Genomic DNA, 26,513 nt, shown 5'->3' with positions numbered 1-26,513 from the left:
CTGGTCCCCGGCAACCGGTTCGAATATCTGGAGGCACAAGCCGCCTTTGACGCGGTGGCAGAGGGCGTCCGCGATGGCGAAACCTTCCGCCCAGGCAGCTATGATGTCTTGGCGCAACATGTCATGGGGATCGCCTGCGCGGGGCCATTTGACGAAGCTGATTTACTGGCCGAAGTGCAATCGGCTTTGCCTTATTCCGCCATCGATGCTGCGACCTTTGCGCGCGTCATCGCCTTTATCGCAACGGGCGGATATGCGCTGAAAGCCTATGACCGCTTCAAGAAATTGGTCAAAGACCCCGATGGCCGGTGGCGATTGGCACACCCGCAATTTGCTGCGCAGCATCGGTTTAACGCGGGCATCATTGTCGATGCGCCGATGCTGGAAATCCGGTTCCGCAATGGCCGCAAATTGGGCAAGGTGGAGGAGGCTTTTGCCACCACCTTAAGCCCCGGCAACTGCTTCACCTTTGCCGGCATGGCGCTTGAGGTCGAATCGATTAAGGACCTTGACCTCATCGTCCGTGCCGCGACAAAGCCAGCGGCCAATATCCCAAGCTACATGGGTGCGCGCCTGCCGCTGACCACGCATCTGGCTGAGCGCGTACGGCAGATGCTGACCGACAGGCCAGGATGGGCGCGCTTTCCCGACGAAGTGCGCGAATGGTTGGAGATGCAGGCGTATCGCAGCCAGATGCCAAAGGCGGGGCAGTTGCTGGTCGAAACCTTCCCGCACGACAAACGCCATTATATGGTGGCCTATCCATTTGAAGGGTGGAACGCGCACCAATCGCTTGGCATGCTGATCACGCGGCGGATGGAGAGCCGTGGCCTGATGCCCATGGGTTTTGTCGCCAGCGATTATGCCTTGGGCGTGTGGAGCCTCAAACCCATCACAGACCCCGGCCCCTTGTTTTCGGCCGACATATTGGCCGATGAATTTGTCGACTGGGTGGAATCAAGCTACCTTCTCAAACGCGCCTTTCGCGAAGTGGCGGTGATCAGCGGGCTTGTCGAACGACAGCATCCCGGCAAGCGCAAGACGGGCAGGCAAGTCACCTTTTCCACTGACCTGATTTACGATGTGCTGCGCAAATATGAACCCGACCATCTGCTGCTGGAGGCCGCATGGGCCGATGCGCGGGCGCGGTTAACCGATGTTGGGCGACTTGGCGATTTATTGGATCGCGCTGCCGATACGATGCTGCACGTCGATCTGGAGCGTGTCAGCCCGCTGGCCGTGCCATTGCTGGTGATGATTGGCCGTGAGAGTGTGGCGCAAGGATCGGTGGACGACGCACTGTTGATGGAGGCCGAGAGCCTCGCCAGCGTGGCGATGACGCCGTAAACGCATAAAGATTGGGCCAAAGGCAACTGCGCGCATCCGCTTGCAGTCGCGCATCACAATCCGCATAGCCTTCTGCCATGGCACAAAGTTTCGAATTTGGCGGGCAGACATTTGAGATAGCCGGAGAGGCGGCGTTATATTGGCGCGCGCAAGATGCGTTGTTGGTGTCCGATCTGCATCTGGAAAAGGCGAGCGCCTTTGCCTTATATGGCCAGATGCTGCCGCCGTATGACAGCGTGTCGACGCTGCAGGATATCGCGGCATTGTGCAGCAGTTATAGCCCTGCCAAAATCATATCGCTTGGTGACAATTTCCATGACGATGATGGGGAACACCGACTGGCGGAATCGGCTGCGGCATTATTGGTCGATTTGGCGTGCAAAACCGAATGGATCTGGATCACTGGAAACCATGACCGCGCGGTATCTGGTATCTGGGGTGGTAAGGCCTTTGACGAATTGACATTGTCGGGCATCACGCTTCGGCATGAAGCTTTAAGTGGCGACCCCAATCCCGAAATCTCCGGACATTTTCATCCCAAGTTCCGGCAAGTGCTGCGCGGGCGGATGGTGAAGCGGCGTTGCTTTGTGAAAACGCCGCGTAAGATGATTATGCCTGCCTTTGGCGCGCTCACCGGCGGGCTGGATGTGCAGGATGCTGCAATTATAAAGGCGTGCGACCTCAGCGATGGCGAAGGCATTGAGGCCTTGGTTGCCACACAGAGCGGCTATGCCCGTTTTGCCTTAAACAAAGCCGGGGCGTTCGCCAAATAAGGCCGTGCCGACGCGGACATAGGTTGCGCCCAGCATGATCGCGGTTTCAAAATCATCGGACATGCCCATGCTCAATTGTGCCAATTTGTGCCGCGCGGACAATTCGGCCAAAAGCGCAAAGAAGGGCGCGGCTTCCATTTCTGCAGGCGGAATACACATGAGGCCCGCCACCGGAAGGCCCGCATCCTGCGCAGCCTTCAACAGGTTGGGGAGTTCCGCCACCGAGCAGCCGCCTTTTTGCTCTTCCGCGCCAATATTGACTTGTATGAAGCACGGCACCACACGCCCCAGTTTCTGCATTGCCTTGCCCAGCGCCGTCACAAGCGACAGCCGATCAACCGAATGGATCACGTCAAACAACGCGACCGCCTCTTCGGCCTTGTTGGATTGCAACTGACCAATGAGGTGTAGTTCAACCTCCGGATGCCGTTCCTTCAGCGCGGGCCATTTGCTGGCCGCTTCCTGAACACGGTTTTCCCCGAACAGCATTTGGCCTTCTAATATGAGCGGTTCAATGTCTTGCGCCGACCGCGTTTTCGACACCGCGATAAGGTGCATGTCCTGCGCCGGACGCCGTGCCAATTTGGCGGCGGCGCTCATGCGCGTGCGGATTGCCGTCAAACGGTCGGCGGATGTTTCTGTTGTCGCTTCCTGCATAACGGGTCGCTATAGGGACTTGCATGCCGCGAAGCCACCCCTTGCCGAAAATCTGGCTCATGACCGATGCGCGTTTTGGTGATGAGCAACTGCGCGCTATTCAACAGCTGCCGACGCGATCAGGCGTGGTTTTCCGCCATTATCATTTAGCTACTCTACAACGTCACGCATTGTTCGCCCAAGTGCTGCGCATTTGCCGTCGACGCGGCCATATCCTGCTGTTGGCGGGTGATGCACGGACCGCTTTACGCTGGCATGCCGACGGCTTTCATCACCATAGTCGTGGTCACACAGGCTTGCTACACAGCGCGCCTGTCCACAATGCGCGGGAAATCGCGGACGTAAAACGCAGCAATACCGACCTCTTATTCCTCTCCCCGCTTTTCGATACCAACAGCCACCCCGGCGCACGACCGCTGGGGCCATTGATGTTTCAGCGGCTTGCAAAGCTTGTCGGCCCGAGGCGGGTCATCGCTTTGGGGGGTATGACCCGTCAAAGCGCGCATATGCTCGGTCCACGGACAATCCATGGTTGGGCGGCAATTGATGCTTTCAGAAAAAAGACCGCTTAGAAGCGGATTTTGGTTCCGACATAGACAGCTTCGCTGTCCTTACGGTTGTCCGCCAAGGGAATGACGCGGTCATTCTCGCTGGCGTACCGGACGCCTGCGGTAACGTCGATTTTGCGGCTTATCGAGAAGCTGCCGCCGACATCCAGCTTATAGTCGCCCGAAGCCGCACTACCGCGTGCGGGCGGGGCCATTTCTTTATTCTGGTCGAGTTTAATGTTGGTGCTGAACTTGCTTGGCTTCTGCACTTGATCATCAAGCCGGAAGCCACCCTTGCCCACATCGCTCAGAGGCGCCTTTACCGCGCGCGCATGTCCCTTAGGTAAGGCAAAATCTTGCCAACCTTTGGACGCCGTCAAACGATAGTCGACCGCGGCCAGGCGAAGCCCTTTACCAGCGCCGACATCGCTTGGTGCGATGACATTACGTATCGATACGGCGCCAGCGGTCAAACGCGAGTTCGCCCGTGCTGCAACGGTAATGGTGCGGTTGCGGCCTTCACCAGCGCTCGCAGGCGTGAAGGGGAAGCGCGTATTGGGTGCAATTTGTGTAGCGGAGAATTTTTGGGCAAGAACGCTGTCACCGCCAGCAGGCGTGAACATCGCAATCCATGAGGGTGCGGCATTTTGTTCCGGACCGTATGCCTTTGCGGCAAAGGCAGGCACAATCATCGGTGAAAGGGCAAACGAAGCCGTTGCTAGCATCACTGCTGCAAAGGTCGCGTATTTTCCTTTCTGTACCCGCTTCACGTTCATAGCCTTTTTCAAGCGATTCTTTTTAGTCTCGGAAGTCTTACGCCTCATTTGAAGGATTCAAAAGAGGCGTAATTTCAAAATCGCTCCGATGGCACGTTTTGTCGCCGATTGTTGCATGATGTCCACAATCAGTTAGCGCATGGAACCTGACTACAACATTAATTCCCCGCCGTTCAGCCGCCAGAAAGCTTGCCCCCGACAGCAAGCCACTATAGAGGTTTCCCATATTCCATTGTTCAAGGACATTTTATGCGCACCACTCGCCTGGCACTCATCGTTGCGACCGGCAGCTTAATAAGCTTAGGCCTGCTTTCCGGCTGCGGCGGCAGGGAGCGTCCAAAGGCGGACCTCGCAGCCAGCCAAGTCACCACCATTGGCGTCAACAGCTATTTGTGGCGCGCATCGCTTGATGCCTTGTCCTTCATGCCGTTGCTGCAAACCGATTCCTCCGGCGGCGTCATCGTCACCGATTGGTATGTAAATCCGCAAAGCCCTGGCGAACGTGTGAAGTTGACGATTTCGATTCTGGACCAAGACCTGCGTGCCGACGCCTTGCGCGTGGCCGGCAGCCGCGAAGTCTCGCAAAATGGCCAGTGGGTGGCGGCACCATTGCGCGCTGCTACAGTGCAAAAGCTTGAAGCCGTCATCCTCACCAAGGCGCGTGACCTTCGTCGGTCTGCAATCACTGGGTAAATTCTATGTCCTCTGTAGAGCGCTTTAACCCGCACGTCGCCGACGCGCGGTGGCAAAATATTTGGGAAGAACGCAACAGCTTCGTCGCGGATGACAATTCGTCCAAGCCCCGCGCTTATGTCCTTGAGATGTTTCCCTATCCGTCGGGCCGCATCCATATTGGCCATGTACGCAATTATACGATGGGCGATGTCCTGGCGCGCTACAAACGGATGACGGGGTATGAGGTGTTGCACCCTATGGGCTGGGACGCCTTTGGCATGCCAGCCGAAAATGCGGCGATGGAAAAGAATGTCCACCCCCGAGGCTGGACGCGTGACAATATCGCAAACATGAAGGCGCAGCTAAAGCGGCTTGGCTTTGCAATTGATTGGAAGCGCGAGCTGGCGACCTGCGAGCCCGAATATTATGGCCATGAACAGGCGCTATTCCTGAAGCTATATGCCGCTGGCCTTGTCTATCGCAAGGAATCCGCGGTAAACTGGGACCCGGTCGACATGACCGTACTTGCCAATGAGCAAGTTATCGATGGCAAAGGCTGGCGCTCCGGCGCGCCAGTTGAACGCCGCAAGTTGAGCCAGTGGTTCCTAAAAATCACGGACTTTGCGGATGAATTGCTGACCGGCCTTGGTTCGCTGGACCAATGGCCAGACAAGGTGCGGTTGATGCAAGAAAACTGGATCGGCAAATCGCAGGGCTTGAAATGCACCTTCCGTTTCCCAGGCGGCGATGGCGGCATTGACGTATATACAACACGGCCCGATACCATGTTCGGCGCAAGCTTTGTTGCCATTGCCGCGGACCATCCCATCGCGCAAAAGCTGGCAGCCAATGCCCCCGACTTGCAGGCCTTTGTTGAAGAATGCCGCAAGGGCGGCACCACCGCCGCCGACATTGAAACCGCTGAAAAGCTTGGCTTTAACACAGGCCTGACCGTCGAACATCCGCTGGATGCAAGCTGGCATTTGCCGGTCTATGTCGCGAATTTCGTGTTGATGGATTATGGCACGGGCGCCGTCTTTGGCTGCCCTGCACATGACCAGCGCGACCTTGATTTTGCCCGCAAATATGATTTGCCTGTCACCCGCGTAGTCGCCGATGGCGATGTGACCGATAGCGTCTTTGCCGGCAATATTGCATTCACTGCCCCCGGCAATATTGTGAATTCCCACTGGATGAATGGCATGACGATTGACCAGGCCAAGGCCGATGTCATCGCACGTGCGCAGGCCGAAGGCTGGGGCAAGGGCCAGACGCAATATCGCCTGCGCGACTGGGGCGTTTCACGTCAACGCTACTGGGGCACGCCCATTCCCATCATTCATTGCCAGACCTGCGGCGCGGTGCCGGTTCCGGATGACCAATTGCCTGTTACTTTACCCGAAGATGTTAGTTTCGACATTCCCGGCAACCCGCTGGATCGGCACCCGAGCTGGAGCAAGGTCGACTGCCCGAGCTGCGGAAACGCTGCACGGCGGGAAACCGACACGCTCGACACTTTTGTCGATTCAAGCTGGTATTTCATCCGCTTTGCCAGCCAGCCAAAAGACAAGCCATTTGATCGCGCAGTCGCGGAAAAGTGGCTTCCGGTGGATCAATATATTGGCGGTGTCGAGCATGCGATTTTGCACTTGCTCTATGCCCGTTTCTGGACGCGCGCATTAAGCCATATTGGCTTGATCGACGTGAAGGAGCCATTTGCGTCTTTGTTCACGCAAGGCATGGTCACGCACCAAACCTATCAGGACGCAAAGGGCAGTTGGCTAAGCCCTGATCAGGTGCGTCGCGAGGGCGACGTCTGGACCATCATCGACAGCGGCGCACCTGCAGTTGCTGGCCGTATCGAGAAGATGTCCAAGTCGAAAAAGAATGTCGTCGATCCCGATGACATTGTCGATCAATATGGTGCAGATGCCGTACGCTGGTTCATGCTGTCCGACAGCCCGCCCGAACGCGATCTGGAATGGTCAGAAGCGGGCATTGAAGGCTGTTGGCGCTTTGTGCAGCGTCTTTGGCGCCTGACTTCGCAGGTCCGCGGTGCAGATGGCGCCGACAAGGCCTTGGATCGCAAAACTCATCAGGTGATTGCTGGCGTCGGCGCAGATATCGAGGCACTTGCCTTCAACAAGGCCGTCGCCAAGATTTACGATCTGGCCAACGCCATTGAAAAGGCCGCGCCTTCAGCCAGTCGCGATGCTGCCATCCGCACGATTCTCTTGCTGTCATCACCCATGGTGCCGCATTTGGCCGAGGAAGCCTGGACGCAGCTTGGCGCGGAAATGGGCGGCGGTCTCATCGCTAATGCTGCATGGCCAGCGGTTGATCCGACCCTGCTGGAAGAGGATGAGGTTACCATCGCCATTCAAGTCAGGGGCAAATTGCGTGACACGCTCACGGTCGCCAAGGGCTTGCCGCCAGCTGAGATGGAGGCGCTTGCGCTGGCCAGCGAAAAGGTTCAGCATGCCATGGACGGCGGCGATATAAAGAAGATTGTCGTCGTTCCCGACAGGCTGGTCAACATCGTCATATGAAACGTTTCTTTGCCACCGTAATGCTTGTTTTTCTGCTACCTGCGTGCAGCCTGCAGCCATTGTATAGTGGTGGGTCAAGAGGGGTGGTGGCGCAGACATTGGGAACCATTAGTGTCGCGCCAATCGAGGGCAAAAATGGTTGGCTATTGCGCAATGCATTGACCGACCGGCTTGGCGCTCAAGACAGCAATTCTGCTCAATTCCGCTTGGTTGTTGTGTTGGATGACCAAATTGAAGGATTCGGCGTGCGGGCCGATGATACGGTTACGCGCGAACGCCGGACATTGCGTGCGCGCTATCAGCTTGTTTCAGTCGCGACGGGTGAGACTGTGCTGGATACGACAGCCGGATCGGACGCGGGCATTGACGTCGTCAGTTCGGAATATGCAACGATTGCTGGCGAAAACAGCGCACTTGAAAACCTGACGCAAAAGGTTGCGGATCAGATTGTCACGCGGCTTTCCATTTACGCGCGCGGCGAATGAGTAGCACAAAAGAACGTAGCTTTATCAATGCCATCAGTGCCCGCCCTGATGTTCGGCTGTTTTTCATATTTGGACAGGATGAATCGGCGGTTGCGGATATTGCCGGGCAAATGTCGGCGCAGCTAGCGGGATCGGAACGTATTGATATCGACAGTGAACGGATCCGCAATGACCCCGCCTTATTGGCGGACGAGGCATCTGCCCTATCGCTGTTCGGCGACAAAAGACATATTCGCCTAAATTTCCGCCGCGAAGAGGGGCTCGCGGCAGTGGAAAATCTGCTAGAGCTGGAAGGGGACCTTAGCCCGGTCATCGCGACCGCCGGTAACCTGACCAAGGCCAGCAAGTTACGTAAGTTGCTGGAGGCGCATCCCCGCGCCATGGCGCATATCTGTTACTTACCCGAAGAAGGCGACGCCGCCGCCGCAGTCATGGCTTATGCCGCCACCACCGGATTGAAAATCGATCGGCCTCTTGCCGCACGCATTGCGCGCTACACAGGGCAAGACCGCAAGCTGGCACAGGCCGAGATCGACAAGTTATCCCTATATTATGATGCGTCACCGCAACGCCCCGCCACCGTTGAAATAGCTATATTCGAAGCTTTATCGGCGGAAACGGGTGAAGAAAATATCAACGGCCTCGTCCATGTCGTGATGGGCGGTGACTTGCGCGGCACAGGTCGCGAACTGGCCGCCGCGCGTGATATGGGGGTGGATGCTATTCGTATTATCCGTGCCATGCAACGTCGCGTGACAATGCTCGCGGCGATGCGGACAAAAGTCGACAATGGCGCCAATCCCGGCACAGTGGTTAAGGCAACGCGTTCGATATTCTGGAAAGATGCCGACAGCTACGCGCAGCAGCTGATGCGCTGGCCATCGGTTCGGCTTACTGGGCTGAACGGCCATTTGCTTGAGGTGGAATCAAAGTTGATGCACGTCCGCGACGGGCTTGCCGTGACCATATTGGAAGAAGAGCTTGTCCGCATTGCCCGTGCCGCCGCGCGCCGTGGCTAAGCACCGTGCGCGAGTTGCAAAGATTTGAACAAATCACTCTTGCGCGAGAACCTTGAACCGCTTTGCTGCTGCCCCCACATGATTGTTACGAAAGGTGCCTTTTCATGGAAAAAATTATCAAATCCGACGCGCAATGGCGGGCAGAATTGGACCCCGTTCAATATCATGTTCTGCGCGAGGCCGGCACGGAACGTGCTTTTGCCGGCAAACTCACCGACGAAAAGCGCGAAGGTGCATTTCGCTGTGCCGGCTGTGGGACTAGCCTGTTCACGTCGGACACGAAATTTGACAGCGGTTCAGGATGGCCAAGCTTTACCGCACCTGCAGATAATGATGCCGTCGAAGAACATCGCGATACATCGCACGGCATGATCCGCATTGAAGTGCGCTGTGCCGCATGCGAGGGGCATTTGGGCCATGTCTTCCCCGATGGGCCCGGGCCGACAGGCCTGCGTTACTGCATCAACAGCGCGGCGCTGGCATTCGATCCTGAATAACAACGCGCTTGTCGGCGGTTACGGGACTGGGTAACACCCATAGCATGGCACGCGCAGGCAAGATTTCGAAAGAACGTGGCCCAATGGGAACATGGATACTCCGCATCGTCAAAGCAGGCAGCATTGCCGCGTTGCTGGGCGTCATGGTTCTGGGCATTTTTGTCGCCATTGCACGTGGCGAAATTGATAGTTTTGAAAATCTGAAATCCTCCCCCAACGGGCAGATGATCCGCATACGTGCCGCGGACGGCACTGTCATTCAATCACTTGGCCCGAGTTTCGGACGTTGGTTGACCATCGACCAATTGCCGTCCGAAATGAAGGACGCGATGGTCGCCGTCGAAGATCGCCGATACTATATGCACCCCGGTGTCGACCCCATCGGCATTACGCGGTCCGTATATGTGCGGACCGTTGAAGGTCGCTGGACGCAAGGCGGTTCGACCATCACGCAACAATTGGCGCGCAACATATATCTGAATAGCAACAAGGAGTTTGGCCGTAAAATTCGCGAGGTTATCCTTGCTTTGGCCATGGAAACCAAATTCTCAAAAGACCAGATCCTCGAACTCTATTTGAATAAAGTATATTTCGGTGGCGGCGCTTATGGGGTCGATGCCGCAAGTCGCCGCTTCTTTGACCATGGCGCCGAAGATATCAGTCTTGCCGAGGCCGCGATTATAGCAGGTCTTGTGAAGGCGCCCTCACGCTATGCCCCCACGGCCGATGCGCAGGCCGCCTTGGACCGAGCGAAGGTGGTGGTTGAAGTGATGCAAGACGCAGGAATGATTACCCAAGCTGAAGCCGCGGGCGTCGAACTGTCCGGAGTGCGCTTGGCCGCTGAAGCACCGCAAGACAGCGTGCGATATTTCACAGATTGGGTTTTGCCGCAGTTGGACGGCCTGATTGATAAAACTGAAAAGCCCATCGATATCTGGACGACGCTGGACCTTAAAATGCAGCGCGCCGCAACGGCAGCGATTGCGGCGAATGCCCCCAGCGGTGCCCAAGGCGCGTTGGTTTCAATTGACCGCGACGGCGCGGTGAAGGCGATGGTCGGCGGTACCGATTATGTTTCCAGCAATTATAATCGCGCGGTAACCGCGGTTCGCCAACCGGGCTCTGCCTGGAAGTTGTTCGTTTATCTCACCGCACTAGAAGCAGGCTACCGCCCCGAAGACATGGTGGAAGACAAACCCGTCGAAATCGAAGGCTGGCAGCCTAAAAATAGTGGCGGCAATTTTGCTGGCCCGATTTCGCTGCGGACCGCTTTTGCCTATTCCAAAAACACAGTCGCTGCCCAAATCGGGCAAGACGTCGGCACCAGCAGCATCGCTAATATGGCCCGCAGGTTCGGGATCACCACCCCTGTAAATACGCAACCATCTATGGTTCTGGGCACATCAGATACGCGCGTTATCGATATGACCCAGGCGTTCGCGGCAGTCGCAGCCGGTGGGCGCAGTGTCACCCCTTATGGCATTACAAAGGTCACAACGATTGACGGTGAACTTCTATATGCCGCAAAGCCAGCAAGCTCGGTCCAGTTGGTTGATGATTGGGTTGCAGGCGCAATGACCGATTTGTTGCAAAGCGCTGTGGCCACTGGCACCGGGAGGGCCGCAAATATCGGCCGACCCGTCGCGGGCAAAACGGGGACAACTTCAAGCAACAAGGACGGATGGTTCCTGGGCTTCTCCAGCGGCCTTACAACGGGCGTGTGGATGGGTCGCGACGACGCTAGGCGAATTGGGGGCCTTGAAGGCGGACGCGCCCCTGCGCAAGCCTGGGCGGCCTATATGCGCGTCGCTGTTGCCGGACGTCCCGTTGAGAAATTCGCAACTGAGGTGACGTTCCCAGAGGCCCTTGAAGGTGAGGAGTCGTTGCTGGACGGGGAAGAAATGCTGCTTTTCGATGAAAATGGCATGCCGATTGAAGGTGCCCCCGCAATGGAAGACCCCAATGTTGCGCCGGAGCCTGCGCCAGAGCCACTGGATGATGCGTTTATCGAAAGGGCCTTAAATGGTCGACGCGATCAATAACTAACGCCAGAAAAAGCGCGTGGCGATCCGCGTTCACAGTTTCGTCCCGTAAAAACTTACAATGCGTGCCCGGTCCGGCTTTTCTTGGTTTCAAGATAATGGGCATTGTGTGGATTGGCGGTGATCTTAAGCGGTAGCCGCTCCGCGACCATGATACCCGCATTTTGCAAGCCGTCCACCTTTTCAGGATTATTGGTCAACAGGCGCACCTGTTCCACACCAAGCAATTCGAGCATCCGTGCCGCGACTGAAAAGTCGCGCGCATCAATGGCAAAACCCAATCTGGTATTGGCATCGACAGTATCAAATCCCTGATCCTGAAGCGCATAGGCGCGTATCTTGTTGATCAAGCCAATGCCGCGCCCTTCTTGCCGCAAATATAACAATATGCCCCAACTTGCATCCGAAATCTGTTGCAACGCTTCATGTAATTGCGGTCCGCAATCGCATTTCAGGCTGCCGAGAACATCGCCCGTCAGGCATTCACTGTGCAACCGGACGACTGGGGGGGAGGAATCGCGCGTACCCATCAGCAACGCCACATGATCGGACGCATCTACGGCTGTCCGGAATGCGACGATTTCAGCATCGGCATTGGCGGCAACGGGAAGCTTGGCCCGCGCGGCTATGCGCAAGGCGCCACTGTCGTCAAAGGCGGCGACATCTTGCGGACTAACGTAAACGGCGTTCTCGCCTGCATTCGCCAACACCAGAAACGCGGGCAGCAAGCCAGCCAACCGCGCAAGTTCGATAGCGGCCGCCGCCGATGGCCCATCATCCAATGGCAGCGCAGCAAAAGGGCCCTTCATCGGATAAGCAAGGTCAAGGCTTGGGTCAGCTAAAGCCAACGCGAGCCGCAAATCCAAATCGGCGGGCGCCTTAATAAGTACCGGAAGTTCGCCATCGGCCGCGGCACGTTGGTTGGTTAATTTCAGCGTCGCCGCACGACTTGCCGAGAGCAATATCGCATTTGTGACGGAAATATCCTGCGCCGTTTCAACCGCAAGCACAGTCAGCGCTTTATCCAGATCCACAACGGTGACTGGCCAACCACGACGCAGGGCATCAATCGCCATTGCTGCGCGGCGTGAGTCTCCCAACGCGGCGCTCGCCCCGTTCAAAAGGTGAATTCCGTGACGATCGGCGCGTGGTCGGATGGCTTGCCCCAGCCGCGCACATGCTTGTGCACGGTATGCGCCTTTGCCTTATCTTTCAGATCAGGGGTGATCCACATATGATCTAGCCTACGTCCGCGGTCGGACGTCTCCCAATCCTGTGCGCGATAGCTCCACCATGTATATAATTTCTTCGACGGATCGACAAAGTGCCGCGCAACATCCACCCAGTCTGCTGCGGCCTGAATTTCCGCCAGATGCTCAATTTCAATTTTCGTATGGCTGACGACATTGACCAATTGTTTGTGGCTCCAAACATCTTGCTCAAGCGGCGCAACATTGAAGTCACCCGTGAGAATTGTCGGTTGCGTAACGTTACGCGACCATTCGGCCATGCGCTTCAAAAAAGCCAGTTTCTGGCCGAATTTGGAATTAACCTCGCTGTCGGGGACTTCGCCGCCTGCAGGAATGTAGACATTGTCGATCCGTACGCCCTTGGCTGCGTCGATGTTTAACTCTGCGCCGACATGGCGCGCCTCGCCATTGGCTTGCCAATCCTCCACCCTACGGTTGATCAACGGCAGTTTGCTGACGATAGCGACGCCATGATGCATGGGCATGCCGTTAACGACAAAATGGCGGTAACCCAATTGCCGAAACAATCCTTCGGGAAACAGGCTGTCGATGACTTTTGTTTCCTGAAGGCACAAAACGTCAGGCGCCTCTTCCTTCAGATAGCGTTCGACAATGTCGATGCGGGCGCGGACTGAGTTTATATTCCACGATGCGATGCGTATGGTCTGGGACATAAGATAAAAGCCCTAGATGTCTGAAGCGTCAGGGGCAAGCCGGTGAAGACATTTGTGTCAAAAAAGCAAAGCCCCCATCCCGGGGGCATTTGGGATGAGGGCCAAGCTTGCGTTCGTCACGCGGATATCAGCGATGATTAATTCGTGGGCAACAGGGGGAAATCCACACGGACGTTCCGTCGCTGATAGGACATCTATACTGAGGCTTTCCTGTCGTTCAGATGAACAACACTAGCGTAAACCGCAACTTGTCGGTGGTGCGCTTCCGTTCATCGCTCAATTTTAGGATTTGCGCCTGACCGGTCGCGGATCTTTCCATGTGAAAGCGTTGTTTGTGATGGCGCCATTATAGGTGATGTTATTTAGTCGAATGGTGGTGCGGTTGTTTTTGGAATCCAACGCGACCCAGCCATTCAAAGTCAATCCACCGGGCGCGCCGGGCTTGTCCACGAATATCATCGTGATAGTACCATATTCGGGTCGCTTTGGATCGCGGACTTCGACACTAACAACCTCCTTATTAGACGTTGGAAGTATTTTGCCAAAGCGCGCGAGATCCTGACCGGGGTCAAGGAGGGCGGCCAGTGGGCTGTTGCGAATCGGCCAACGCTGCACTTGCTTCACCTCATAATCCACCATCGTCAGCGCACGACCATCGGCGACAATCAACAGGGGCACATCCTTCTGATACTCAAAACGCACTTGTCCAGGCCGCTTCAACAGCAACTTGCCGGTCAGCGTCCCACCGCTCCGGTCTGTCTGCGTGAAAGTGGCTGACATTGTGCCCACGGCTTTCATATGCTGCACCACCCGCGCCATCTGCTCGGACGAAGACTGCGCATAGCTAGGCGTCGCTGCCACGAGCGCAATCGGCGTAAACAACATGGCATATTTTGAAAAAGTCATCTTTGTTTCCTCGGGATGGATTTCTTCAGTCATTATCAAGACTGCCTTGAACCCCGTCTTAACCGCTAAACCGGCTCGCCGTTGCGGTCGCGCAGCACTTCCCGGCGGCCAATATGGTTTGGCGCGCTGATGAAGCCGTCTTCCTCCATCCGGTCAATCAACCGTGCCGCGCTGTTATAACCGATGCGCAATTGCCGTTGAATCCAACTTGTCGAGGCCTTCTGGCTTTCGAAAACGATCTGGCACGCTTTGCGATACTGCGAATCTTCTTCGCTGTCGTCGCCGCCCATGCCGCCAAAATCAAAACCGCCGTCTTCGGGTTCTTCAGTCACCGCTTGGATATATTCCGGCTGCCCTTGGCCACGCCAATGGTCGGCAACGCGGCGCACTTCATCGTCAGAAACAAAAGGTCCGTGAATACGCGTCAATCCACGACCACCTGCCATATAGAGCATGTCGCCCTTGCCCAGCAGCTGTTCTGCGCCTTGTTCCCCCAGAATGGTCCGACTGTCGATTTTTGACGTCACATGGAAGGAAATGCGGGTGGGCAGGTTGGCCTTGATGACGCCCGTGATAACATCGACCGAGGGGCGCTGCGTTGCCATGATCAGGTGAATTCCAGCTGCTCGCGCCTTTTGCGCCAGACGCTGGATAAGAAATTCGACTTCCTTTCCTGCGGTCATCATCAGGTCGGCCAACTCATCAACGATGATCACAATCTGCGGCATGGGTTCGTACGCGAGGCTCTCTTCCTCATATTGTGGTTGGCCCGTCATCGGATCATATCCGATTTGCACCTTGCGACCCAATGGAGCACCCTTTGCTTTTGCGCCGCGCACCTTTTCGTTGAAGTTGGCGAGGTTTCGCACGCCAAGCGAGGACATCATCCGGTAACGCTCCTCCATCTGCTCAACAGCCCATTTTAGTGCACGGATGGCCTTTGCAGGCTCGGTCACCACGGGCGACAGCAGATGCGGAATGTCATCATAGCTGCTCAGTTCGAGCATTTTAGGATCGATCATGATCATCCGGCATTGGTCCGGTGTCAGGCGATAGAGCAGCGACAAGATCATACAGTTCAGGCCAACCGATTTACCAGACCCGGTTGTCCCTGCGACCAAAAGATGTGGCATTGGCGCGAGGTCAGCAATAACGGGATCGCCGGAGATATTCTTGCCTAAGATTATCGGCAAAGCGCCCTTTTGCTCGGCAAAAGCGTCCGATCCCACCATTTCCTGAAACACAACGGCCTCCCGGTGCGCATTGGGAAGCTCGATACCCATCACAGTTCGCCCAGGTATGGTCGATACGCGCGCGGACAGCGCGGACATGTTGCGTGCAATGTCTTCGGCCAACTGAATGACGCGACTTGATTTAATACCCGCCGCTGGCTCAAGTTCGTACATCGTAACGACAGGACCAGGGCGAACTGCAACAATCTGTCCCTTCACATGGAAGTCATCGAGAACCGACTCGAGCAGTCGTGCATTAGCCTCCAGGGCCGCCTTGTCGAGTTTAGGCACTGAAATCGAGGATGGCGGATCGAGCAATTCAAGCGATGGCAAAGTAAAGCTGCCAAAGAAATCACCTTGCCGAGCGCCAGTTGAAAACGCAGCTTTTTTCGGCGCGAGCGTGCGGTCCTCAATCACTGGCGGCTTGCGTTGATCTGGTTCGACGGCCTTGCGTGGCGGCTTGGGTTCAACAATTTGTGGCGCAAGCAGATCATCGCCAGCTAAGGCTTGGATGCCAGCGTTTGCGCCTCCAAATTTAGGCATCGTCAGTGTCGGAATACGCAACAATGGCCGTTCTAGCTGAAGCGACCTAATGACCAATGCTACCCCGCCCGCCAAAGCACCCAGTATGAGGGACACCCGAAGCAATGTTCCAAAAATACCTGGGATTTGGCTCAAGAGCGCACTAGCCGCATTGCCTAACAGCAGGGCAATCAACCCGCCCCATCCCGCCGGAAGCCCGATATCACTGCCCTGTTGCCAATAGGCCATGCCAAAGCCGATCAGCAGCATGCCAATCAGGCATAATGATAATTGTCGTTTCCATTGTGGCTGCGGCACATCGCGCCACAAACGCCGCGCAAACACAAGCATCAGCGGCAACAAGAAAATCGCTGGTACGCCGAACAGGAAAAGCGCCGCATCTGCAACATAGGCACCGCTTTGCCCCATCCAATTATGCTGCACATCGGCCGCCGCGCTATTGTACGCAGCGTCGCCTGCCGAATAACTAAGCACCGCAAGTCCGTAAAATATGGCGAACAGCCCTAACGCCGCCGCGCCAAGCAATGCACCGCTGCGGATCAATGACGCGCGCATCATCTGCCGCCAATTAGCTAGGTTCGATTTCGGGCTAAATTTTGAAATGCGCAAGGCCATGTTACGAGTGCCGATATGTATGAAGTCGCAAAGGACCGAATGCGTCCCTTTTCGGCGTCAGTGGACTCCTCGTCAAGTATTTGCAGGCAAAAGGTCGCGTGGCCGGTTTTATACGGTCAAAATCCTTCTTTGAATCCCCCGCTTTGTTGCGCCATAAGGACAAAATGGAAAACAAGGCAGACGTAATCATCATTGGTGGCGGCATCATTGGTCTCACACAAGCTCTGGCGCTGGCATCGCAAGGCATTACAAGCCATGTCATAGACCGCGCAGACCAGGCCAACATGCTAGAGGCGGGCTTTGATGGCAGGACCTTTGCGATCTCAAGCTCAAGCTATAAATTGTTTGAAGTGATGGGCCTTGGCGATGCTTTGGCGGGCAAAGGCTGTCCCATTGAAAAGATCTGGGTAAGCGATGGCCTAAAACCAGGGTCACTCGATTTCGCGCCAGCCGAAGATGATGGGTTTTTAGGCCAGATGTTTGAAAGCCGTTATTTGCGCGGTGTGCTTTACAAAGCTGCACAAGAACATGCGGCAATCCAACTACACATGCCCGCAAACATCATCGACAAATCAAGAGATGCCAGTGCAGCAACGGTGACGCTTGAAGGTGGGAAAGTGTTGTCCGCAGACCTGATGATCGTTGCCGAAGGCCGCAAGAGCGAGACCCGCGAAGAAGCGGGGATCCGCATCGCCCATTGGCAATATGACCATCACGCCATTGTCGGCGCGATTTATCATGAACGGCCGCACTACAATATCGCTTATGAAATCTTTTACTCCACAGGGCCCTTTGCCGTTTTGCCTATGTTGGACGACGAACGCGGCCGCCACCGTTCGGCGCTTGTCTGGTCCGTTGAATCCAAAGATGCAGCGGGTTACCTAAAGCTATCTCCGCGCGGCTATGCTGCTGAACTTGAAAAGGGCATGGGCGGATTATTAGGAAAGGTCGAATTGTCCGCGCCTTTGTCGTCTTACAAATTGGGTTTTCACCATGCGGCTTCGATTACGGCGGAGCGCATGGTGCTAATCGGGGATAGTGCGCACGGCATTCACCCGATTGCGGGTCAGGGGCTAAATTTGGGCCTGCGCGATGTCGCAGCATTAACTGAGGTACTCGTGGACGGCATGCGTCTTGGCCTGGACTTTGGCGACGCGCAGTTGCTTGGTCGCTATGGTCGTTGGCGCAGTATAGACACGTTGCTAATTGCGGTATCGACCGACGGGCTGAATCGGTTGTTTTCTATACCTGGCAAAACCGCATCGGCAGTCCGGCGTTTCGGGATGGCAATGGTGCAGCGCACCGCCCCGGCCAAGGCCTTTTTCATGGCCGAAGCACGGGGCGAAAGCGGCGCGTTGCCCAAAATGCTACAGGGTGTAGCAGTCTGAAGCCCGGCTACACTTAGGTTATCGGTACTAGGCGAATTTCAACTCGACGGTTAGCTGAACGCCCTGCAGCATCCAAATTGCTCGCCTTTGGCTGGCTTTCGCCATAGCCACGGGTTGCCAAGCGCGCAGATTGCACACCGCGTGAAGACAAATAATCGGCAACCGCAGATGCGCGGCGCTCTGACAATGCCTGATTATAGGCATCAGAGCCGCTAGAATCGGTGTGGCCTAAAACGTCGACATAGGTTTTCTCATATTGAGTCAGTGTCGACGCAACCTGATTAAGCGTGTCGCGAAAGCCCGCGTCAATATTTGCGCTATCGATACCAAAGGTAATTTCCGATGGCATATCAAGGACAAGATTGTCGCCATCCCGAATGACATTGATGCCCGTGCCCGCGGTCTGCTGACGCAGCTTTCGTTCTTGCTCGTCCATATAATAGCCAACGCCGGCACCCGCCACTGCGCCAATACCGGCGCCCAAGATCTTTTCGGTACGATCCCGACGGCCGCCCACCAAGTCACCCAGCAGATAGCCGCCCAATGCCCCGCCAATGCCGCCAATGGCGGCTTTAGAAATTGTGCGATTCCCCGTTTCCGGATCCGTCACACAGGCCGACAGCGGCAGCATCGCCACAACAAGTCCTATCGTTATCATTTGGCTTTTTTTCATGATATTCCCTTTCTACTAATGTGTCGCTTAAACGACACCGATGATGAACCCAAGATGATCATTTCAACTGGCTGCGTCATTTCACCATAACGCGTTTTTGTGCATTTTGTTGCCAAACCCCCATTTTTGACGTTATGGCGAAAACGTCCTTATGGAACCTCTTGACCCTTTCCCGTGGTTTGATGCCGCAACGATATTAGCGCTCATCGCCTTAAATGGCGTGTTCGCCATGTCGGAACTCGCCATCGTATCGGCACGCACGGCGAAGCTGAAAGCTATGGCGGAGGACGGCAAGCGCGGCGCTTCGACAGCGCTCCGTCTTGGGCGCGACCCCGGAAAATTTCTGTCGACTGTGCAAATCGGCATAACACTCATCGGCATAATCGCCGGCGCCTATTCAGGATCTACGCTCGGCGGGCCAGTTGCCGACCGCATTGCCTTATGGGGCGTCGATAATGAATGGTCGGAAACCTTGGGTTTCGGAATCGTGATCAGCATCACCACTTATGCGTCGCTGGTTGTGGGTGAGCTGGTGCCAAAGCAATTTGCTCTTATCGCGCCCGAGCGAATCGCAGTTATCATGGCTGGTCCAATGGAACTGCTTGCGCGACTCACCGCTCCCATCGTGTGGACGCTCGACAAATCAAGCGCGACGATCTTTCGCGCGCTTGGGCTTCGCCGCGACACGCGCGATGCGCTGAGCGCCGAAGAATTGCGCATGGTCTTTGCTGAAGCTACACATGCAGGCATTATTGAAGAGCATGAGCATAAGGTTATTGCTGGTGTGGTGCGCCTTGCCGACCGTCCGGTACGTGAAGTCATGACGCCGCGTACCGATGTCGACCGCATTTCCGCAGACGCATCCGAAGAAGCCGTGCGCGATTCGCTCTTGAATTCACTACACACAAGGCTGCCTGTGACGGGCGAAGACGGCGACGACATTATTGGAGTCGTCCAGTCACGCGACATCGTCGCGGCGCAAATTCGTGGCGAAGCGCTAGACATTCGCAGTTTGATGCGCCGTGCCGAGATTATTCCCGATCAGCTGGATGCCATGGACGCGCTGGAGATTTTGCGCTCGTCGGATGTGCCCATGCTTTTGGTACATGATGAATATGGCCATTTCGAAGGAATTGTGACGCCGAATGATCTTTTGGCCGCCATCGCAGGCGAATTTGCGTCCGACCAAGCGCAAGGCAGCGCGCCAAATATCATCACACTAGATGACGGATCGATGCTGGTATCTGGTTCGATGTCGGCCGATGCAATGGCCGAGGCTTTATCCATCGACCTGCCCGAAGACCGCGATTACGCGACGGCGGCGGGGCATGTTTTGTATATATTGCGGCATCTGCCTTCCGAAGGTGAGGCGTTCACGGATCAAGGCTGGCGCTTTGAAGTTGTCGACATGGATGGACGCAAAATTGATAAGCTACGCGTACGACTTGCAGAAAAAGCAATCAGAGAAGACGCAGTTGAGGGCTTGTGATTGCTTAATCGCTTGGTTAGGGCATTTACTGACACGGAACACTAAGTCGTTAAAGTCCACAGGATATTGATATGGCCGATTTCTTTCTCCCCAAGAACAGCAAAGTCCAGAAGGGCGCTGTTCACGCCGCCAAAACCAGCGGCAAGACCAAAAAGTTCAAGGTTTACCGCTATGATCCCGATAGCGGGGAAAACCCACGTTACGACACGTTTGAGGTTGATACGGACAATTGCGGTCCAATGGTGCTCGATGCGCTGATCAAGATGAAGGGTGAGCAGGATTCGTCGCTGACCTTCCGCCGTTCATGCCGCGAAGGTATTTGCGGGTCTTGCTCCATGAACATCGACGGCAAGAATGGCCTGGCTTGCACCACCGCGATTGAAGATTGCAAAAGCGAGGTCACCATCACCCCGCTGCCGCATATGGAAGTCATCAAGGATCTTGTTCCTGACTTCACACATTTCTATGCGCAATATGCGTCGATCAAACCATGGCTGCAGACGGTAACGCCTGAGCCATCGGGCAAGGAGCGCCTGCAATCGCCAGAGGATCGTGCCAAGCTTGACGGTCTGTATGAGTGCATCTTGTGCGCTTGTTGCTCGACCAGCTGCCCTTCTTATTGGTGGAACAGCGACAAGTTTTTAGGACCTGCCATCTTACTGCAGGCCTATCGTTGGTTGGCCGACAGCCGCGATGAAATGACTGGTGAGCGCCTGGACGAATTGGAAGATCCATTCCGTCTGTACCGCTGCCACACAATCATGAACTGTGCGAACGCCTGCCCCAAGGGCCTGAACCCGGCGAAGGCCATTGCAGAAACGAAAAAGATGGTAGCTGAACGCCACCTGTAAGCGTTTCAATTCGCCATAAGGCTCTGATCGGTTAGGATTGTCGTTGGATACACCCGCTTTTGACAGCAGCCCTGACCCCGATAATCCGGGCTGGCTGAACTGGCAGATGACTGACGCCAGCCGTTACAACGGTACCGTGCTTGGCAAAATGCTGGTGCGCAGTGAGGGCGATAACAAAGCGCGCTTGCGCATGTATCCCGAACACCGGCACAGCAATTTACGCAACGCGGTGCACGGTGGAGTTACTCTGGGCTTTATCGACGTAGCGATGTTCGGCGCGTCCCGCATGTTCGGCCTAATTGAGGCTGGCGCAGCGGTCACTTTAGACCTCTCTGTGCAGTTTATCGGCGCTGGCGTGATCGGCGAACCGCTTGAGGCTGAAGTTGAGCTGCTCAAGGAAACGGGCCGTCTGTTGTTCATGCGCGGCATTGTGATGCAGGGCGAATCGCGCGTTGCTGCTTTTTCGGGAACGATTCGAAAACCGACGAAGAAATGATGTCGACATCGGTTTTGGATCGTCACGCCGCACTGGTCCAGGCTGGTGAATTGAGGCCAGACGCCGATCAGGTCAGGGCGGTAAGTGCCCTTGCTAAAGTGCAGGCTGAACTCGAAGGCGCACCGGCACGTGGTATCACAATTTGGCGGTTCTTGGGACGCAAGCCCGAACCGGCACGGGGGCTATATATATGGGGCGGTGTTGGGCGCGGTAAATCCATGCTGATGGATCTGTTTTTCGACAGCGTGCAAATCCAGCGTAAGCGCCGCGCGCATTTCCATGAATTCATGATCGACATTCATGCGCGGCTAAAGGCTGAACGTGTGAAGGAAAAAGGCGACCCGATCCCTCCCATCGTCGCAGCACTGGCCGCCGAAGCGCGGTTGTTGTGCTTTGACGAAATGGTCGTAAACAATATGGCCGACGCAGCGATTATGTCGCGGCTCTTTTCCGGTCTGATTGCGGCTGGCGTTACCGTTGTGACCACGTCGAACCGTCACCCCGATGATCTGTATAAAGATGGCCTGAACCGGCAGTTGTTTTTGCCCTTCATCGATTTGGTGAAGGAAAATCTCGATATCATCGCGCTGGATGGCCCAACCGATTACCGACGCGATCGATTGGGGAGTGCCAAAACCTGGCTAACACCAAATGGACCCGATGCCACCGCAGGGCTGTCGGAAACCTTTTTCAAGATGACCGATTATCCGCCCGAAGACCGCGCGCATGTGCCAACCCTAGAAATGGACCTTGGCGGCGGAAGGATGTTGCATGTACCCAAGGCCCTGAAAGGTGTCGCGGTATTCTCGTTCAAACGCCTCTGTGCCGAAGCGCGCGGTGCTGCAGATTATCTTGCCATCGCCCGACGATTTCACACGGTCATCATGGTCGGCATTCCGGTTTTGGGACCTCATAATCGAAATGAAGCCGCGCGCTTTGTGACGTTGATCGATGCGTTCTACGAGTATCGCGTGAAGTTTCTGGCGAGCGCAGACGCGGAGCCCGACCATCTATACCCGCAAGGTGACGGTCGGTTTGAATTCGACCGCACTGTATCCCGCCTGATGGAAATGCAGTCGGAGGATTATCTGGCGGAAGGGCATGGCCCGCGTTAGCATAGCCCATAAGGGAGAGAGATGATGCGACGGAAGACTATATTTTTTGCTGGCTTGTTGGCCCTAACGACGACTGCAAACGCGCAAGCACAACGTACGCAGCAAGCCGCCGAACGCGATCTTTTCGCGAAGATTGTTGAAATTCCCACTGTTGATGGACAGCCTGCGGAGTTTAAAAAGCTAACAACCCTGTTATCAGCCGAATTCCGCAAAGCAGGTATCACAAACGTCATCGTCAAGGATCACGACAATACCCAGACATTGATTGCACGCTGGCCCGCAGCCAAGCCATCAGGCAAAAAGCCCATTTTGCTGATGGCGCACATGGATGTCGTTGCAGCCAAGGCTAGTGATTGGAAATATCCGCCGTTTCAGTTCCGCGAAGAAGGTGGCTATTATCTGGGACGCGGGTCGAATGACAATAAGGCTTCGTTAACCGGCATTGTGCTAGCTCTGCAATCTTTGCGCGCCGAAAAATTTGAACCGACGCGCGACATCATCGTCCTGTTTACAGGTGATGAAGAAACCACAGGCAATGGCGCGCGGCGGGCGGCAAGTGAATGGCGCGCCCTGATTGACGCCGAATATGCATTAAATGGCGATGCAGGTGGCGGGACGGTATTCCCTGACGGGCGGGTCGAAGGCTTTTGTATACAGATTGCGGAAAAAACCTACGCGGATTTCCGTCTGACGGCGGTCAATCGCGGTGGGCACAGCAGTGCGCCACGGCCCGACAACGCGATCTATGCGCTCGCTTATGCCTTGACTGCGGTTGAACGGCACCGCTTCCCCGCGATGATCAACGACGCCACGCGTGCCAGTTACGAAATGCTCGCAATGGGTGACAGCCGCCAATATGGTGAACTGGTCCGCCGATTTCTGGCCGACCCGCAGGACCGCGAAACCGCAGACCTTTTGGAAACGATGGACCCCGGCAGCACGCGCACCCGCTGCGTCGCGACCATGCTGTCGGGCGAGCATGCGCCAAATGCCTTGCCGCAAAAGGCCGAAGCCAATGTGAACTGCCGCATTTTTCCCAGTGTGAAGATCGAAGAAGTCCGGCAGCAATTGCAGGCGCTATCGGGACCAGATGTGACGGTTTCCGCTGTGGAAGGGTCGCAGACACCCGAAACTGCACCATCGCCCATGCGCGACGACATACTGCAGGCCTATAGGGCGGCAGTCGCCACAAGATTCCCCAATGCGCCCGTTCTGCCGTTCCAGTCCGCTGGTGCAACGGATGGCGCATTTTTGCGCGCCGCCGGCATCCCTGTTTATGGCTTCGGCGGCCTTTGGGGCATAGTTGGTCAACGGGAAGGCGCCCATGGTTTAGACGAACGCGTCTGGGCCGAAGGTTTCCACGGTCAGGTGCCTATCTGGATGGAGATGTTGCGGCGGGTAGCGGGCACCTGACCGCTGCGCCTCCACTCTCTAAAGCTATTGCGAACTATTATCACAAAAACCTTTATTTTGAACCTTTATTGGGTTGTTATCCACGGCGATTCGGCGTAACGCCGCGATAATTCCGCTATACAGCCCTAAGGCAAGGACAGTTTTTCATGGCTCGCAAGAAAATTGCACTCATCGGCGCCGGTAACATCGGCGGCACTCTCGCCCATCTCGCAGCATTAAAGGGGCTGGGCGACATCGTTTTGTTCGACGTTGTTGAAGGCATTCCCCAAGGCAAGGCGCTTGACCTGTCGCAATGCGGCCCGGTTGAAGGTTTTGACGCCACAATCACGGGCACCAATGATTATGCCGATATCGCAGGCGCAGATGTCATCATCGTCACCGCTGGTGTTGCACGCAAGCCCGGCATGAGCCGAGATGATTTGCTTGGTATCAACCTGAAAGTGATGAAGGCCGTCGGCGAAGGCATTGCGGCCAACGCGCCAAAGGCATTTGTCATCTGCATCACCAACCCACTCGATGCGATGGTTTGGGCATTGCGCGAATTTTCGGGCCTTCCGCATAACATGGTGGTTGGAATGGCGGGCGTGCTGGACTCGGCGCGCTTCAGCCATTTCCTCGCTGATGAATTCAATGTGTCTGTCAAGGACGTAACCAGCTTTGTGCTCGGTGGTCATGGCGACACAATGGTGCCTGTCATTCAATATTCAACCGTCTCCGGCATTCCGGTGCCGGACTTGATCGCAATGGGCATGTCTACGCAGGAGCGTATTGACGCAATTGTCCAGCGCACGCGCAGCGGCGGTGGCGAAATCGTCGCCTTGCTTAAGACTGGTTCAGCCTATTACGCGCCCGCTACCAGCGGCATCGCAATGGCAGAGGCATATCTCTACGATCAAAAACGCGTCCTTCCTGCGGCTGTCCATTTGACTGGCCAATATGGGGTCGACAATCTCTATGTAGGCGTTCCGGTGATGATCGGTGCTGGTGGCGTTGAGAAGGTTGTCGAGATTGCTCTGGATGACGAAGCCAAATCCAACCTCGCCGTGAGCGTGGATGCTGTTAAAGAATTGCTGGTGGCGTGTAAGGCGATTGATGGGACTCTTCCGTGAGACGATTTCGCTTTTTTCTCCTGCCATTGTTGATAGGCATGGCGGGATCCGCGCACTCGGCGCTTCGGCCCGCTAGTACCGATGATATTGTCAATGCAACGATGGCTTGTGTGGCAATATCAGAGAAACTACCGACCGACGCAGCCGTAGCTAAGGCTCTTGGTTGGAATCCAGCCACCGCTTCAAACAAAGATGGTCAGCCCATTGATATGGGCATGACTATATTAAGCCATAGTAATAATCGCAGTTTGCTTATGGTACTTGACGGCAACTGCTCGGTAACAGCCGGTTTGGAAAAGGTAGCCGATTTTGCAACTACTCTTATGCATCTCCGCAGGCAGATCGTCCCTGATAAAGAAGTACCCCAAGACGGGGGCGTGGTGATGATCAAAGGACAACAGATTTATTTGATCCGACCTACCGGGTCGCGGAAATCGCCAACCATCGCAATTACAACTATGTTGAGAAGACAGGCATCCCAATGAGCATCCTAGTTAACAAAAACACCAAGATCATCACGCAGGGCATGACCGGCGCGACGGGTACATTCCATACCGAACAAGCGCTGGCTTATGGCTCGCAAATGGTTGGTGGTGTTACCCCCGGCAAGGGCGGAACGACGCATATCGGCTTGCCGATGTTCGACACGGTGCTGGAGGCGAAAGAAGCCACAGGCGCAGATGCATCGGTCGTATATGTACCGCCTCCCTTTGCAGCAGACTCGATTCTTGAAGCCATTGATGCCGAAATTCCTTTGATCGTCTGTATCACTGAAGGCATTCCGGTGCTTGATATGGTCAAGGTAAAGCGTGCGCTTTCTGGCTCAAAATCGCGTCTGATTGGTCCAAACTGCCCCGGCGTTTTGACACCGAACGAATGCAAGATCGGCATCATGCCCGGCAGCATTTTCTCGGCAGGGTCGGTCGGCGTTGTGTCGCGGTCTGGCACGCTGACTTACGAAGCGGTGTTCCAGACAACAGCCGAGGGTCTTGGCCAAACCACTGCGGTGGGCATTGGCGGCGATCCAGTTAACGGCACCAACTTCATCGATTGCCTTGAGCTGTTCCTCGCGGATGATGCCACCAAGTCGATCATCATGATCGGCGAGATTGGCGGCAGCGCAGAAGAAGAAGCCGCACAGTTCCTGATCGACGAAGCCAAAAAGGGTCGCAAAAAGCCAATGGCTGGTTTTATCACCGGACGCACAGCACCTCCGGGTCGCCGTATGGGCCATGCTGGCGCCATCGTATCGGGCGGCAAGGGCGACGCCGAAAGCAAGATTGCAGCGATGGAAGCCGCGGGCATCCGCGTGTCGCCATCGCCATCCTTGCTCGGCAAGACATTGGTCGAGGTTTTAAAGGGTTAAATTTAACTCTCCCCGCTTGCGGGGA

24 protein-coding genes and 1 pseudogene are annotated in these 26,513 nt (G+C 55.7%); 18 read left to right on the top strand and 7 right to left on the bottom strand.

Translation table 11 applies throughout. The features are described from left to right. A pseudogene (locus tag Q0O33_RS08980) lies at positions 1-1,347 on the top strand (DNA ligase-associated DEXH box helicase); the annotation flags it as partial. Positions 1,348-1,424: 77 nt separating this feature from the next. Continuing rightward, positions 1,425-2,120: a ligase-associated DNA damage response endonuclease PdeM gene (gene pdeM / locus Q0O33_RS08975; RefSeq protein WP_295498524.1), complete on the top strand. Its 696-nt coding sequence runs from the start codon at positions 1,425-1,427 to the stop codon at positions 2,118-2,120. Here pdeM and Q0O33_RS08970 read toward each other — a convergent pair. Next, positions 2,091-2,777, bottom strand: a complete 687-nt coding sequence (locus Q0O33_RS08970; protein WP_295498520.1) for a YggS family pyridoxal phosphate-dependent enzyme — start codon at positions 2,775-2,777, stop codon at positions 2,091-2,093. The two genes, pdeM and Q0O33_RS08970, sit on opposite strands and share 30 nt — an antisense overlap. A gap of 23 nt (positions 2,778-2,800) precedes the next feature. Between Q0O33_RS08970 and Q0O33_RS08965 the strand changes: the two genes are divergently transcribed. Continuing rightward, positions 2,801-3,349 (top strand): thiamine phosphate synthase, encoded by a 549-nt coding sequence (locus Q0O33_RS08965; protein WP_295498517.1) that lies wholly within the window; start codon positions 2,801-2,803, stop codon positions 3,347-3,349. Here Q0O33_RS08965 and Q0O33_RS08960 read toward each other — a convergent pair. Next, the gene (locus tag Q0O33_RS08960) at positions 3,346-4,095 is read right to left on the bottom strand and encodes a hypothetical protein (RefSeq protein ID WP_295498514.1); all 750 of its coding nucleotides are present in this window, start codon (positions 4,093-4,095) and stop codon (positions 3,346-3,348) included. The two genes, Q0O33_RS08965 and Q0O33_RS08960, sit on opposite strands and share 4 nt — an antisense overlap. Before the next feature lie 255 nt (positions 4,096-4,350). On the opposite strand from Q0O33_RS08960, the gene Q0O33_RS08955 reads away from it, so the two are divergent. The 6 genes from Q0O33_RS08955 to Q0O33_RS08930 all read left to right on the top strand — a co-directional run bounded on the left by Q0O33_RS08955 (position 4,351) and on the right by Q0O33_RS08930 (position 11,368). Continuing rightward, a complete protein-coding gene (locus Q0O33_RS08955; RefSeq protein ID WP_295498512.1) occupies positions 4,351-4,794 on the top strand; it encodes a DUF3576 domain-containing protein in 444 nt (147 codons plus the stop codon). A 5-nt stretch (positions 4,795-4,799) separates the two neighbouring features. Then, positions 4,800-7,325, top strand: a complete 2,526-nt coding sequence (gene leuS, locus Q0O33_RS08950) for a leucine--tRNA ligase (protein ID WP_295498508.1) — start codon at positions 4,800-4,802, stop codon at positions 7,323-7,325. Then, the gene (gene lptE / locus Q0O33_RS08945; protein ID WP_295498505.1) at positions 7,322-7,810 is read left to right on the top strand and encodes an LPS assembly lipoprotein LptE; all 489 of its coding nucleotides are present in this window, start codon (positions 7,322-7,324) and stop codon (positions 7,808-7,810) included. Before leuS ends, lptE begins: the two co-directional genes overlap by 4 nt. Further along, positions 7,807-8,829, top strand: a complete 1,023-nt coding sequence (gene holA / locus Q0O33_RS08940; protein WP_295498501.1) for a DNA polymerase III subunit delta — start codon at positions 7,807-7,809, stop codon at positions 8,827-8,829. The genes lptE and holA overlap by 4 nt, the downstream gene beginning before the upstream one ends. A gap of 104 nt (positions 8,830-8,933) precedes the next feature. Continuing rightward, entirely contained in the window at positions 8,934-9,326 is a 393-nt protein-coding gene (gene msrB, locus Q0O33_RS08935; protein ID WP_295498498.1) for a peptide-methionine (R)-S-oxide reductase MsrB, read from the top strand. A 44-nt stretch (positions 9,327-9,370) separates the two neighbouring features. Then, positions 9,371-11,368, top strand: a complete 1,998-nt coding sequence (locus tag Q0O33_RS08930) for a PBP1A family penicillin-binding protein (RefSeq protein ID WP_295498535.1) — start codon at positions 9,371-9,373, stop codon at positions 11,366-11,368. Between the two features lie 56 nt (positions 11,369-11,424). On the opposite strand, the gene ribA is transcribed toward Q0O33_RS08930, so the two are convergent. From ribA to Q0O33_RS08910, 4 genes are all read right to left on the bottom strand, one after another. After that, positions 11,425-12,444 carry a GTP cyclohydrolase II gene (ribA, locus tag Q0O33_RS08925; RefSeq protein WP_295498495.1) on the bottom strand — a complete coding sequence of 340 codons (1,020 nt, stop codon included), beginning with the start codon at positions 12,442-12,444 and terminating at the stop codon, positions 11,425-11,427. 41 nt (positions 12,445-12,485) lie between these two features. Further along, positions 12,486-13,292: an exodeoxyribonuclease III gene (gene xth / locus Q0O33_RS08920; protein ID WP_295498492.1), complete on the bottom strand. Its 807-nt coding sequence runs from the start codon at positions 13,290-13,292 to the stop codon at positions 12,486-12,488. Between the two features lie 282 nt (positions 13,293-13,574). Then, the gene (locus Q0O33_RS08915; protein ID WP_295498489.1) at positions 13,575-14,198 is read right to left on the bottom strand and encodes an outer membrane lipoprotein carrier protein LolA; all 624 of its coding nucleotides are present in this window, start codon (positions 14,196-14,198) and stop codon (positions 13,575-13,577) included. Positions 14,199-14,263: 65 nt separating this feature from the next. Then, positions 14,264-16,588 carry a DNA translocase FtsK gene (locus tag Q0O33_RS08910; protein WP_295498486.1) on the bottom strand — a complete coding sequence of 775 codons (2,325 nt, stop codon included), beginning with the start codon at positions 16,586-16,588 and terminating at the stop codon, positions 14,264-14,266. Positions 16,589-16,686: 98 nt separating this feature from the next. Between Q0O33_RS08910 and Q0O33_RS08905 the strand changes: the two genes are divergently transcribed. Beyond that, the gene (locus Q0O33_RS08905) at positions 16,687-17,976 is read left to right on the top strand and encodes an FAD-dependent monooxygenase (RefSeq protein WP_366048523.1); all 1,290 of its coding nucleotides are present in this window, start codon (positions 16,687-16,689) and stop codon (positions 17,974-17,976) included. Between the two features lie 13 nt (positions 17,977-17,989). Here the strand turns inward: Q0O33_RS08905 and Q0O33_RS08900 are convergent, their stop codons facing one another. Then, a complete protein-coding gene (locus Q0O33_RS08900) occupies positions 17,990-18,649 on the bottom strand; it encodes an OmpA family protein (protein ID WP_295498483.1) in 660 nt (219 codons plus the stop codon). A gap of 151 nt (positions 18,650-18,800) precedes the next feature. On the opposite strand from Q0O33_RS08900, the gene Q0O33_RS08895 reads away from it, so the two are divergent. The 8 genes from Q0O33_RS08895 to sucD all read left to right on the top strand — a co-directional run bounded on the left by Q0O33_RS08895 (position 18,801) and on the right by sucD (position 26,488). Next, a complete protein-coding gene (locus tag Q0O33_RS08895; RefSeq protein ID WP_295498480.1) occupies positions 18,801-20,138 on the top strand; it encodes a hemolysin family protein in 1,338 nt (445 codons plus the stop codon). Between the two features lie 71 nt (positions 20,139-20,209). Then, positions 20,210-20,989 carry a succinate dehydrogenase iron-sulfur subunit gene (locus Q0O33_RS08890; protein ID WP_295498477.1) on the top strand — a complete coding sequence of 260 codons (780 nt, stop codon included), beginning with the start codon at positions 20,210-20,212 and terminating at the stop codon, positions 20,987-20,989. 43 nt (positions 20,990-21,032) lie between these two features. Beyond that, entirely contained in the window at positions 21,033-21,485 is a 453-nt protein-coding gene (locus Q0O33_RS08885) for a PaaI family thioesterase (protein ID WP_366048519.1), read from the top strand. Beyond that, positions 21,482-22,600: a cell division protein ZapE gene (gene zapE / locus Q0O33_RS08880; protein WP_295498474.1), complete on the top strand. Its 1,119-nt coding sequence runs from the start codon at positions 21,482-21,484 to the stop codon at positions 22,598-22,600. The genes Q0O33_RS08885 and zapE overlap by 4 nt, the downstream gene beginning before the upstream one ends. A gap of 21 nt (positions 22,601-22,621) precedes the next feature. Continuing rightward, the gene (locus Q0O33_RS08875) at positions 22,622-24,013 is read left to right on the top strand and encodes a M20/M25/M40 family metallo-hydrolase (protein ID WP_295498471.1); all 1,392 of its coding nucleotides are present in this window, start codon (positions 22,622-22,624) and stop codon (positions 24,011-24,013) included. 146 nt (positions 24,014-24,159) lie between these two features. Next, positions 24,160-25,122: a malate dehydrogenase gene (gene mdh, locus Q0O33_RS08870; RefSeq protein WP_295498468.1), complete on the top strand. Its 963-nt coding sequence runs from the start codon at positions 24,160-24,162 to the stop codon at positions 25,120-25,122. After that, complete coding sequence (locus Q0O33_RS08865; protein ID WP_295498464.1) at positions 25,119-25,607, top strand: hypothetical protein; 489 nt, start codon at positions 25,119-25,121, stop codon at positions 25,605-25,607. Before mdh ends, Q0O33_RS08865 begins: the two co-directional genes overlap by 4 nt. Then, positions 25,604-26,488, top strand: a complete 885-nt coding sequence (gene sucD, locus Q0O33_RS08860; protein WP_295498461.1) for a succinate--CoA ligase subunit alpha — start codon at positions 25,604-25,606, stop codon at positions 26,486-26,488. The genes Q0O33_RS08865 and sucD overlap by 4 nt, the downstream gene beginning before the upstream one ends. The last annotated feature ends 25 nt before the right edge of the window (positions 26,489-26,513 follow it).

The organism is Sphingorhabdus sp. EL138, from assembly GCF_945862485.1.
Taxonomy (GTDB): Bacteria; Pseudomonadota; Alphaproteobacteria; order Sphingomonadales; family Sphingomonadaceae; genus Sphingorhabdus_B.
Note: the sequence above shows the minus strand (reverse complement) of the source record. Positions and strands in the feature narration are given on the sequence as shown.